This window comes from Verrucomicrobiota bacterium (assembly GCA_019247695.1).
In the GTDB taxonomy this organism is placed as follows: domain Bacteria; phylum Verrucomicrobiota; class Verrucomicrobiia; order Chthoniobacterales; family JAFAMB01; genus JAFBAP01.
In genome coordinates this window covers 1-11,934 of record JAFBAP010000058.1, presented here as the reverse complement: position 1 = coordinate 11,934, position 11,934 = coordinate 1, and the positions used below count along the sequence as shown (strand labels likewise).

At 57.5% G+C, this 11,934-nt stretch carries 8 protein-coding genes; 6 read left to right on the top strand and 2 right to left on the bottom strand.

The annotated features are described in order from the left end of the window. Window positions 1-7: 7 nt before the first annotated feature. Complete coding sequence (locus JO015_06045; protein ID MBV9998659.1) at window positions 8-1,141, bottom strand: ABC transporter substrate-binding protein; 1,134 nt, start codon at window positions 1,139-1,141, stop codon at window positions 8-10. Beyond that, on the bottom strand, window positions 1,138-2,373 hold the full coding sequence (locus JO015_06040; GenBank protein ID MBV9998658.1) for an ABC transporter substrate-binding protein: 1,236 nt from the start codon (window positions 2,371-2,373) through the stop codon (window positions 1,138-1,140). The genes JO015_06045 and JO015_06040 overlap by 4 nt, the downstream gene beginning before the upstream one ends. A 231-nt stretch (window positions 2,374-2,604) precedes the next feature. On the opposite strand from JO015_06040, the gene JO015_06035 reads away from it, so the two are divergent. The 6 genes from JO015_06035 (at window position 2,605) to JO015_06010 (ending at window position 11,608) form a co-directional block, all read left to right on the top strand. Beyond that, complete coding sequence (locus JO015_06035; protein ID MBV9998657.1) at window positions 2,605-4,731, top strand: polysaccharide biosynthesis tyrosine autokinase; 2,127 nt, start codon at window positions 2,605-2,607, stop codon at window positions 4,729-4,731. A 69-nt stretch (window positions 4,732-4,800) separates the two neighbouring features. Continuing rightward, window positions 4,801-6,300, top strand: coding sequence for a sugar transferase (locus JO015_06030; protein MBV9998656.1), 1,500 nt, complete (start codon window positions 4,801-4,803; stop codon window positions 6,298-6,300). 274 nt (window positions 6,301-6,574) lie between these two features. After that, on the top strand, window positions 6,575-7,411 hold the full coding sequence (locus JO015_06025) for an ABC transporter permease (GenBank protein ID MBV9998655.1): 837 nt from the start codon (window positions 6,575-6,577) through the stop codon (window positions 7,409-7,411). A 5-nt stretch (window positions 7,412-7,416) separates the two neighbouring features. Next, window positions 7,417-8,736 (top strand): ABC transporter ATP-binding protein, encoded by a 1,320-nt coding sequence (locus tag JO015_06020; protein MBV9998654.1) that lies wholly within the window; start codon window positions 7,417-7,419, stop codon window positions 8,734-8,736. A 41-nt stretch (window positions 8,737-8,777) separates the two neighbouring features. Further along, entirely contained in the window at window positions 8,778-9,539 is a 762-nt protein-coding gene (locus tag JO015_06015) for a class I SAM-dependent methyltransferase (GenBank protein MBV9998653.1), read from the top strand. Next, the gene (locus JO015_06010; protein MBV9998652.1) at window positions 9,536-11,608 is read left to right on the top strand and encodes a hypothetical protein; all 2,073 of its coding nucleotides are present in this window, start codon (window positions 9,536-9,538) and stop codon (window positions 11,606-11,608) included. The genes JO015_06015 and JO015_06010 overlap by 4 nt, the downstream gene beginning before the upstream one ends. Window positions 11,609-11,934 lie beyond the last annotated feature (326 nt).

Here is an 11,934-nt window from a genome sequence, read left to right as displayed (position 1 = left end):
CCGCCGGTTACGGGTTCACGTCCTCAACCATCCTGACTTGTCCATCCCGGATGGTCAAAACCACCCCGGGTTTGGACGCATTGCGGTTTGCGTCCATCGAGATTGAACCGGTAACGCCGGGAAAATCTTTGGTTGCGGCCAGCGCGTCCCGAATCCGCTTCGGATCGGCCGCACCGGCCCGCCTGATCGCGTCGGCGATCAGCCGCGCCCCGTCATACCAAAGTGCCGCCGGTGCGTCGGGTGCTGTGCCGTACCGCCGGCGATAAGCCTGCACAAACGCCTGCACGTTTGGCTCAGGGTTAGCCGCGGAAAAGTGGTTTACGTAATACGCGCCATCGGCACTCTTGCCGGCCACCTGCAACAGGGCCGGGCTGTCCCAGCCCTCACCGCCCACGAACCGGCCTTTTATTTCCAGTTGCCTCGCTTGGCGCAGGATCAAGCCGGCTTCCGGGTAATAGGCGGGAACAAAAATGACCTCGGGCCGAAACGCCCGGGCCCGGGTGAGCTGGGCACGAAAGTCGGTATCGCCGCTGCTGAAGGAGAGTTCCATCAAGTCCCTGCCTCCATGCGCCTCAAAATAGGCCTTGATCACGGCCGTCAGCCCCACGCTGTAGTCCTGCTTCACGTCGGTCAACACCACCGCACGCGTCGCTCGCAACCTGTCCAGGGCAAACCTCGCCATGACCTGGCCGCTGAAGGAGTTAAGAAAACAGCTCCGGAAAATATATTCGCCGATCCTGGTAATCTCCTCACCGGTAGCCGTCGGCGTTAGCAGCGGCACGCCGGCCGCCTGAGCCAGCGGCGCAGCCTCCATCGTCGCGGAACTGGTTAGGTCGCCCAGGATGGCGGCGACGTGATCCTGGGTAAGCAGCTTACGCGCAATCGTCGCCGCCTCGCCCGCTTTCGAGCCGTTGTCCTCGACCAGGAGTTCCAGTTTTTGCCCGAGCACGCCCCCCTCGCCGTTCAAGGCATCCGCCGCCAGGCGGGCGCCCTGAATACTGGACACCCCGAAGGTGGAAAGCTCACCGGTCAGGCAACTCACCGCCCCGACCTTGACCTGCGCAGACGCACTCCCCGTTAGGGCGATGCACGCGCCCAGCAGCGTAAAAACAAAAATTCGAGAAACAAGTAATCGCGTCATGGCGAACCCGGGTTAACCTTTTGAAGGTAGATGAAATGGCCGTCCTGAATTTGTAGAATGACGGCCGGCTTCGACGCGTTGCGCTGCGCATCGATGGTGATGGCCCCGGTCACTCCGGGGTAATCCCGGGTTTGCGCCAACGCCTCCCGGACGGCGTCCGCTTCGGGTTTGCCCGCACGCTTGATGGCATCGAACAGGAGCGCCGCCGCATCATACCCGAGCGCAGCAAACGTATCCGGCCGGTCGCCGTACTTCTGCCGGTAATGATCCACGAACCGGGCTACCCCGGGCTCGGGGTCATCCGGAGAAAAGTGGTTTGAGAAATAACTGCCGTCAGCCGCTTTTCCGGCGACCCGCAGCAGCGTCGGACTGTCCCAGGCTTCGCAACCGAGGAACGGAACGTTAAGGCCGAGCTGCCGGGCCTCGCGTAAAATCACACTGACCTCGGGGTAATAACCCGGCAGGAAGACCGCCTCAGGATGGGCCGCGCGCAACGCCGTAAGCTGGGCGCGAAAATCGGTGTCGCCGCTGGAGTAGCTCTGCGTTTTCACGACCGCGCCACCGGCATTGCTGAAAGCGTCCGAAAAGAACCGGCTCAGGCCGACGCTGTAGTCCTGCTTCACGTCGGTCAGAACCGCGGCTTTGGTCACTTTCAGTTGCTCAGCTGCAAAGCGCGCCATCACCCGGCCTTGGAATTCGTCGATAAAGCAGATCCGAAAGATAAAATCGCCTACCTGCGTCACCTTCGGGTTCGTCGCGGTCGGCGTCACCAGGGGAATGCCGGCCTGCTGCGCGATCGGTGCAGCCTCAAGCGTGGCGGAGGACGTGAGATCGCCCACGATTGCCAGGACTTTGTCCTGCGTCACAAACTTCCGGGCGATGGTTGCGGCCTGGCCGGGCTGCGACTGGTTATCCTCCGTGATCAATTCGATTTTCCGGCCCAGCACGCCGCCCTGGGCGTTAGCATCGTCGGCCGCCAGCGCGATCCCGCGGTGGCAGATGATCCCGTATTGCCCGATCGCACCGCTGATCGGATTAATCTCGCCGATTTTGAGCTGCGCGTTTGCCGGCCCGGCAAAACACCAGACCGCCGCAAGCACGAGCGCACCAAAATAACCTGCCGTGGCCGCCCGATCGTGCGCCGTCGTAAGGAGCATGTTCACGGTCCAGAGGCTAGCCGGGCAGACGATCATCAGCAATCCTAACGGGCGGTAGGTGGTAATCTCTTGCAATCCATCTTGAATAATCGCAACAATACTTCCTGGTTGGCACGGCACCTCAGGGCGGGGTCCGCATCATGCTATCGGGTGAGCTCGCATATTTGTTAGAAATCATACCTTTTACCGCGAATTGCCGCGTAATTATAGCAGGTGTGATGCCAGCCGGAGGCGTCTTGAGGTTTCCCTTGCCACTCCGGATTACCTCTTTACCGTCCCGGTGTTCTAAATGTTAACCGCGAATATATGCCAGACCGTACTGAAATCGTGCCCGTCCGTTTGCACACGACCACGGTATCGCCGCATTTGAGCGATGCTCCGGCATTGACGTTCGATTACACGCATCTCCTTCGCCTGCTCCTGTCCAAGTGCTGGATCATCATTTTATTTGTTATTTTGAGTTTGGGAGCGGCTGTTGCCTATCTGATCCGAACGCCAAAAATCTACGAATCACACGCAACCATCCAAGTCGAGGAGGAAGCGCCGAGAGTTGTTAATATCCAGAACATCAATTCGGATGATTTCAGGTCGCCCGAGGTGTTGAAAACCATCGAGCAAAGCTTGATGAGCGACACGCTCCTCCTGCGTGTAATCCGCGTCAACGGCCTGGAGAAGGACCCGCTGTTTGCTCCTCCAAAAAAGGATGGTTCGGCTTACCTGGACAGCGAACTGGTCGACCGGTTCAGAGGGAAACTTTCCGTTTCGCTCCGCCGCGGCACGCGCCTGATCGACATCATCGTTGAAGACACCGATCCGAGACAGGCGCAGCAACTTGCCCAGTCGATGGTGAAGGAGTTCCTGGACCAGAGTTTCGAACAAAAGTACAGCGTCGCCAAGGCCGCCAACGATTTCCTGCTGCAGGAAGCTGACCGTCTTAAAGGGAAGCTACACAAGTCTGAACAGGCGGTTCAGGCGTATCGTGAGCAGTACCATGCGGTGTCTCTGGAAGAAAAGCAGAACATTATCGTCGAAAAGCTCAAGGAATTGAACTTGAAGGTGACCGAGGCCAAGGCCGAACGCCTTAAGCTGGAGGCGGATGCAGTGGCTATTCGCGAGGGCAGGGCAACTACCCCGGAGGAACTGTTAAAGCTGGCGAGTGTGGCAAGTCTTCCTGAAGTGCAGGATCTCCGCAGGCAGCTTGCAAACCGGCAGACCGTGTTTAAGGCCGACGTTCAGACGAGAGGCGTAAAGCAGATCCTTAATCGGACGCTGCTTAGCGCCGGGGACCAGGTGATGAAGTCGTATGAGATTGCCAAGACCAGGGAGGCCAATCTCGTCGCGGCGCTCAACGAGCAGGAGCAGGCGGCCCTGGAACTCAACCGGATAGCGGTTCCTTACAACGTGCTCGTGCGTGAAGTTGAGTCCGACCGCGCGCTTTACGATTCCGTGCTGACGCGCATGAAAGAGACCGGTGTGACCAAGGGGATCGGCGAGAACAGCATCCGCCTGATCGAGTCTCCGCTGGTTTCCTCCAGCCCCGTTAAGCCCAAGAAGATGAAGATCCTGGCGCTTGCCTTCCTGGCCGGTTCGGTCGTCGGGACCGGGCTGATCTTCGGTATGGGCATGACCGACACGTCCATCCGAACCATTGATGACGCCGAGCGCCTTTCAGGGCTTCCGGTCCTGACGTTGATCCCTGAATCCCGACGGAAAGACCTTAATACCGAACCCGTTCTGATGACGGGCCCCGCTACCCATGAAGCGGAAGCGTTCCGCACGCTTCGGACGGCGATCTCTTTCTTTGGGCGGGAAGACGAATTCAAGTCCGTCCTGTTCACCAGCGCCAATCCGGGCGAGGGCAAAACCTATTGCTCGCTCAACTATGCGGTGGCCGCCGCACAACTGGGCTTGCGAACCCTCCTCATCGACGCTGACCTGCGGCGTGCGAGCCTCAGCAAGGTTGTCTTACCTAACACCGAAGTCCCCGGGTTAACCGCTTGTCTCGCGGACCGCGCGACGATCGATGGGTGCTGCACGGCCACCGGCATCGAGAACCTGTGGTTTCTCGGGGCTGGCGAGCGCGCGTCGAGACCGGCAGAACTGCTCGCATCGGGCAAACTTGCGCGGTTGCTGGAGGAATCAGGACTCCATTTTGACCGGATCGTTTTGGATAGCGCTCCCGTCAACAGCGTCAGCGACACCCAGCTTATCGCCCGGAACGTTCAGGCCGTCTGCCTCGTCGTCCGCGCAGGTAAAACCCCACGGCGGGCCGTCACGCGGGCGTGCGCCCGTCTGGCGCGAGCGACTCACAAGGCTGGAGGACTCATTTTGAACCGGATGGCGCGAAACTCTCGCGACGCATACTATTCTTCTTACTATGCCGGCGGCTATACCAAGGCCGTCCCGTCCGGGCGATTGACGTACCGCTCATGAAGGGTTCACGCGCCGGTGCGCGCGCATTGAAGCAGTAGTCCGCAACGAAGGAAGAAAGGGATAACGAGCGTGCAAAGTACCTATCAAGATCGTCTGAAACGCGAGGGAACACTTACCCAGGCAACGGTAAGCCGGACCGATCTCGGATTAACCGAGGAATGCAGGCAGTTCCCGGATCGGATTGCACTTATTTGTCTCGCCGGCGATGCCGTCGTGATCCTCGTCTGCCTCCTGGCGGCGTACTGGCTGCGGTTCCGCAGCAGCCTCAGGGGATTCGGCGTGGAACCGCCGTCGGGACTCATGCTGAGCGATTACGCCCGGTACATCGTCTTCGGTTCGGCTTCACTGCTGGCCGTGCTCGCGCAGAAGCAGATGTACGAGGCCCGCTGGCTGCTTCACCGGCGTTCTCGACTCTGGGATGTGATCAGCACTTGCATGCTCTGGGGGGCGGCATTTCTTGGCTTCTCACTGTTGTTCAAGTTTCAACCCCCTCTCTCCCGGGTTTATGTGGCGGTGGCCACGTCCACGGCGATGGTCGGCCTTTACGCCTGGCGGCAATTGTTCTATTGCTGGCTGCGAAACGACGCGGTGGCCGAGAAACTTCGGCAGAGAATCCTCCTGGTCGGCCGGAACCCGTACGCTCAGCGGTTCAAGGACGTCATCGAGCGCGACCCATCGCATCCTTATACCGTGGTCGGCTGGGTACCAACCCCGGCGGGGGACGTCAACGATGAACCGTCCAACGAAAGCCTGCAAACGGGGCCCTACCACGACATCCGGGAACTCGTCGAGACCCTCGCGGTCGATATCGTCCTGCTGGCCGACGCGAATGTGCCGGTTAAGCATTGCGACGCTCTGGCCGCTCTGTGCGAAAAGGAACTGGTCCAGTTCAAGGTCGTCCCCTCCTATTTCAGCATCCTGGTCTCCGGACTTCACGTAGAGACGATCAGCGGAGTTCCGATCCTGGGAGTATCCCGCCTGCCCCTTGATCGTCTGTTCAACAAGCTGATTAAACGCCTGATCGATATCGTCGGAGGCGCCGTCGGCCTGCTGCTGTCCGCACCGTTCATCGTGATGTTCGGCATCCTGATCTATGTCGAATCGCCGGGGCCGATCCTGTACCGCCAGCGGCGCCTCGGCAGGAACGGGCGGACGTTCCAGATGTTGAAACTTCGAAGCATGCGGCTGGATGCCGAGAAGGACGGGAAAATCGGCTGGTCCACCAAGGACGACCCGCGCCGGCTTCGAATCGGCCGGTTCATCCGGAAGTGGAACATTGACGAGGTGCCGCAATTCTGGAACGTCCTCATCGGCGATATGAGCCTGGTCGGGCCGCGGCCCGAACGGCCCGAACTGATTCGGGATTTCAAGCACGCGATCCCGCATTACAATGCGCGCCATACCGTCAAACCCGGCATTACCGGGTGGGCGCAAGTGAACGGCTTGCGCGGCGATACCAACCTGTTTGACCGGCTCAGCCATGACCTTTACTACGTCGAGCACTGGAATTTGCTCCTTGACCTGCAGACGATGTTGCTGACGTTCTTGAAACACAAGAACGCCTGTTAAGTGCCGCCGGGCGGTGTGTTGTGTGTCGATCCTGCAATGATCGGAAAGATGCCGTCACCGCCATTTGAATTGCGTCACTTGCCGTGAGTTTATCTCGTCTGATATTCGGACCAAGGCCATTACCGGCCGCCGGCGCCTTTAGGGATAGTGGGCTCGTCCTTCCGGACGAATCCACCCGATGAATGTTCCGCGGGCCAAACCACCCACGGGATACAAGAGACATATTACTACAGATGTGAATCCGAACCAGTTGGTCGCGACCACGGGCGGCAGCATGCCCAAATTCCGCAAGGCTCACGAACTGTTGATCGAGCCTGGACGCACGGAGAAAAACTATTGGGGTGATCTCTGGCGCTACCGGGAACTGTTCTACATTCTTGCCTGGCGGGATATTTCCGTACGCTACAAGCAAACCGCGATCGGTGTGCTCTGGGCGCTGCTCCGTCCATTTCTCGCGATGGTCATCTTTGTCGTCGTGTTTGGCCGGATCGCCAAAATGCCGTCCAACGGCATCCCGTATCCCATCCTGGTCTTCTCCGCGATGCTGCCGTGGCAGTTTTTCTCCAGTTCGCTCTCGGAGGCCAGCACCAGCCTGGTCGGCAATGCCAACCTCATCTCAAAGATTTACTTCCCACGTCTGATCATCCCGGCCGGAGCAGTCATTACCAGTCTGGTGGATTTCCTGATCTCAGCCGCGCTGTTAGGGGTGCTCATGATCTGGCTTCGCTTCGTGCCGGATTGGCGGTTGATTACCCTGCCGCTTTTCACCCTGCTCGCCTTTCTCGCCGCACTCGGTCCGGGTTTGCTCCTGGCCGCCCTAACCGTAAAGTTCCGGGATTTTCGTTACGTCATCCCGTTTATCGTGCAATTCGGTCTCTTCATTTCGCCCGTGGGTTTCAGCAGTGACGTCATCCCGGAGAATTGGCGCCTGGTCTATTCGTTGAACCCCATCGTCGGAGTCATCGATGGGTTCCGCTGGGCCATCTGCCGCGGGGAAGCGCACATTTACGCGCCGGGATTCATTCTGTCGGTTGGGATTGTCGGCCTGTTTCTCCTTATCGGTATCCGATACTTCCGAAAAACGGAGAAGACTTTTGCGGATGTGATTTAGAACTTATGTTGGAAACTGTCATCTCGGTCGAAAACCTCGGCAAACGCTATACCCTGAATCACATGGGTAATGGCGATGGATATGCCACTTTACGAGATGTGATCGCTCGAAAGGCGGTAGCTCCGTTGAGAGGGCTTGGCAAGGTCCTCGGGCACCGGAATGGGAAAACTGATTCACATTCTCAGGCTTCCGGCCGTTCATCCTTTCAAAATTCGGTCGAAAATTTCTGGGCTCTCAGGAACGTGTCATTTCAGGTTAAGGAAGGAGAGGTTTTTGGGATTATTGGACGCAACGGCGCCGGTAAATCCACTCTGTTGAAGATTCTGAGCAGGATCACGGAACCTACCGAGGGCCGGGTCCGCATCAAAGGCCGAGTGGCCAGCTTGCTTGAAGTCGGCACGGGGTTCCACCCTGAACTTACCGGACGCGAAAACATTTACCTAAACGGTTCGATTCTCGGGATGAAGCGTGCCGAGATCAAGGTGAAGTTTGACGAGATCGTTGCGTTCGCTGAGGTGGAGAGATTTCTCGATACGCCCGTGAAACGCTACAGCAGTGGCATGTACGTACGGCTGGCGTTTGCAGTTGCTGCCCACTTGGAGCCTGAGATTTTGATCGTGGATGAAGTGCTTGCGGTCGGAGACGTCGAGTTTCAGAAGAAATGCTTAGGCAAGATGCAGGATGTGTCCACGAAGCAAGGGCGTACCGTGCTTTTTGTCAGTCACAACATGTCCGCGGTACAACAACTTACAACGACTGGTTTAGTGTTTGCCAACGGTCAACTCTTTTATCAGGGGCCCTCGCACAAGGCGATCGAAATGTATTCGGGCAGCATATCCGACGACAATACAACGGTATTTGAGGTGGAGCACGCACGCCGGAAGTACGTCGGGACCATGGCCGCTAAGTTTATCTCTCTACGGTTCGACCGTCCGGTTCCACTTTTTCAGTTTGGCGATGACTTTGAGTTCTACGCCAAAATCCGTGCCCGCGACGATATTTCTAAACTGCGCTTCAGCATCACCGTTTTCACCGCTGATGCGATTCCCGTTGGCAGCTGTTTTAGCGTTGAACGGCCCGGACCCAAACGGGGAGAGGAAGTCGAGTACAAATTGGTGCTTCCATCGCCTAGATTGGCTCCGGGACACTACTTTTGTGGAGTAGCGCTCGGCAAAGGCGACAACCGGACCGGGCATCTCGATTTTGACGTCGTGATGGAGACCCTGATGTTTGAGGTCGCTCCGGAACAAGGAGCGGGTGCTACGCTCGCAGCCTGGACACGCGGCTGGGGTACGATCGTCTTTCGAGAGCTTATAATGGCCTAGCAGCTTAGGTGTCCGGCTGAATTTTTTAATCACTCCCGGTCATGAACCGATTTGACTATTCGATCTACTACCGCCGGTTTCACGATGACTCGGAGGAGCACGCAGAAACCATGACGCGAAACATGGCCGAGTTGCTAGGGCGGCACCTGCCGGCCGATCGATCTTCACCGATAATCGACGTCGGTTGCGGATATGGCTTTGCGCTTCGCGCAATGCGTAACCTCGGATACACCAATCTATTGGGCTTGGAGGTGTCGCCTGAACAAGCTCAAAAGGCCAGGGATGCCGGGTTTCAGGTGATCGTGACGGACGATACGATTGCTTGGCTCGAAGCGCATCGCAGCCAATTTGCGTTCGCTTCTTTGCTGGATGTACTCGAGCATGTGCCGATCCAGGTCCAGATCGGCTTCGCACTGGCCATCCACGAGGTCTTGCAACCCGGTGGAAAACTATTTCTTACCGTTCCCAATGCGAGTGCAATTCTATCCGCGCGGTGGCGATACAACGATTATACTCACCACTCGAGCTTCACGGAACATTCGCTCTACTTCGTCCTCAAGAACGCCGGATTCGATGAGATCAAGATTGATGCGTCCAAGGGACTCGGCCGGCTCCCAAAGCGCGTGTGGAGGCGCCAGAGCCGTGATGCATTACGCCGCTGGATTGTCCGCTGGTGTTGGCTTCAGGTGTTCAAGGCGGAACTATCTTGGGAAAAGCTAGACGAGGTAAGTTTCGAACTGAACCTCCAAGCAGTTGGGTCCCGAACGGCTCAGGCGAATAGTCGCGAGCGTGAAGTTAAGTGACGACCATTCCTACCAAAGTGATCATGTCGTTCGACGTCTTCGGCACCTGCTTGGTGCGTTCGACGGCGTTTGATTCCGATGTCTTCAAGCAGATCGCGCTATATCTGCGAGCCCGCCTGGAACCGTTACTGGGCAGCGCGTTTCCGGAGGATTTTACCGCCGCACGTATAAATGCAGAGGTCCGGGCGTTTCACGCGAGCCCCCAAGAAGAGGTGACGCTTGATCAAATCTGGCATCAACTGGGTAAAATGATTCCCGGGCTCGATGAAGTGGAGGGGAAACAGATGGAGTTGGCGCTCGAGCGCAGGCTGCTTCGCCCAAATAGCGAAGTGTTGACTGCGGTGAAGAAGGCTCGGGAGAATCGCTGCAAGGTGGTGTTTACGTCAGATACCTATTTGCCAGCCGATTTCATAAGGGAATGCCTGTCCACGCATGGCTTTGCCGAACAGGGTGATTGTTTCTACGTTTCGAGTGAGGTGGGTCTGACCAAGCGATCAGGCAATCTATTCAAACACCTGATCACCCGGGAGCAAGTATCCCCTAGTCAGGTTACCCACATTGGAGACAACCCGCACAGCGACTGGGAGATCCCGCAACGCCTCGGAATTTCGGTCAAACAGGTCATCAATACACAGCTGTCTCCATACGAGAGATCGCTGTTTTCCGGAGAGACGATCGATCCCGCGTTGACGTCGAAAGTGGCAGGAGGTATGCGAATCTTTCGGCTCCAAGAACGATCCGGGCACCCGGCGGCGCATGATTTTGTGTCGGAATTTCTCGGGCCCGTCGTGCTTACCTTTGCAGCGTGGGCGGTGACTCAAGCGCGTGCGGATGGACGCTCGCGACTGTATTTCCTTTCCCGGGACTGCTATTTGTTACATCGGGTGGCAGAGATGTTGGCGCCTTCACTTGGCGGGATGGACTGCCGGTACTTGCAGGTATCCCGTCACGCGCTTCGCCTGCCCTCCGTTTCCGAATTATCCATTTCGGGGATGCCCTGGATCACCACGTCCTGGGAAACGCCCTTGTTGGACCGCATTCTGGCAAAACTTGAGATCGACGTTTCAAAGATAGATGGCAGCCTCCGGCATTTGTTAAGCACCGACGGTGGAGATGGGATTCTGCGATCGACCGGAGATTGGGACCGGTTCTGGGCGCTGCTCAATCATGACCGTATCCGAACGCAACTCCAAGACCAAATCGCTCACCGCCGAAGAGCGGCAATGGCTTATTTTTCCTCGCAGGGCCTTATGGATGAGACGATGCCTTGGGCACTGGTTGATTTAGGCTGGTATCTTACCTGTCAGACGGCCCTCGGACATCTCCTTGGGTTTAAGAAACCTGGCCCTTCGATTTGCGGCTACTACCTCGGACTTAAATCGGACCGAAATCCACCGGCTGAATCCGGCAGCGCCCTGGGCTTGTTTTATGAGCTGGCGCCGGACAAGGTAGGTCGAATTTCGCCGAGCGAGGTCTTTTATTACACGACTATTCTGGAGCACTTGATCGGTTGCGCTCCCCACGGGACGGTTCGATATTACGAATTAGATGGTGATCGATCGTATCCGGTCTGCGGCGAGCTATCCAGCGCGCAGAAGGAGATTTTTGCCGATCTGGAAAGGCTGTGCCTTGATTTCTGCAGGGCTAATCTCGATCTCGCCAAGGATCTGGCTTCTCCGCCAGTCGCGCGGCACGTCGTGAACACGCTGGTGAAGTCATGCTTTTCGGAGCCTAAGGCGGAATGGATCAACTATCTAAGGACTATTGAGGTGGCAACGGATCAGAATAACCGGGATGCGATGCCGTTGGCGCGCCCTTATACGTGGACGGAACTCGTCGAAGGCTGTCTGCCCGTATGGTTGCGCGACGCAATGTTTCCAGGTCGCCCGGTTCCTGTTTGGCCGCAGGCCAATTTGGCGATCGCCCCTTCGCTGGTGGCTCGATGTGCGCGCAGGCGTGACCTGTTTCTTCGAGTAATGCGGCATGTATCGAACGTCGCACGGTCCGGTGCGCATCGCATGAAATCTCTTTACGCCGGTCTTTTTACGCCGGTCTTTTTACGCCGGTAGTATTCGGCCATTCGGATGGAAAGGTCATCATTCAGCGCTATATCGAGCTATCGCGACTTCTTCAAACAGATTCGGATGTGATTGCCCTCACGTCGCAGGTCGAGTCCTGGCCTCGTTGGCGTGATCTACCTCAGGGAAATGGCTCGCAGACTGCTTGCCGGGACGATCAATCGCCAAATCCTTTAGGAGCCTGTAAAGATGCATTTTGTTACCTACAAGATCGGGAAGGCGCTTGCGCGACCATTTCTGCGCCGTTCCGGCCCGATCGCTCGTCTACTGCTTCATCGGCGGTTGCTGAGGCGTCCGTGGAAGAGCCCGGTGGTTGA

What these genes read in the sequence shown, in the direction of transcription:
- JO015_06015 (MBV9998653.1), top strand. Translation starts at nt 8,778, where the DNA reads ATGAACCGATTTGACTATTCGATCTACTACCGCCGGTTTCACGATGAC.
- JO015_06025 (MBV9998655.1), top strand. Translation starts at nt 6,575, where the DNA reads ATGCCCAAATTCCGCAAGGCTCACGAACTGTTGATCGAGCCTGGACGC.
- JO015_06020 (MBV9998654.1), top strand. Translation starts at nt 7,417, where the DNA reads ATGTTGGAAACTGTCATCTCGGTCGAAAACCTCGGCAAACGCTATACC.
- JO015_06045 (MBV9998659.1), bottom strand. Translation starts at nt 1,141, where the DNA reads ATGACGCGATTACTTGTTTCTCGAATTTTTGTTTTTACGCTGCTGGGC.
- JO015_06035 (MBV9998657.1), top strand. Translation starts at nt 2,605, where the DNA reads ATGCCAGACCGTACTGAAATCGTGCCCGTCCGTTTGCACACGACCACG.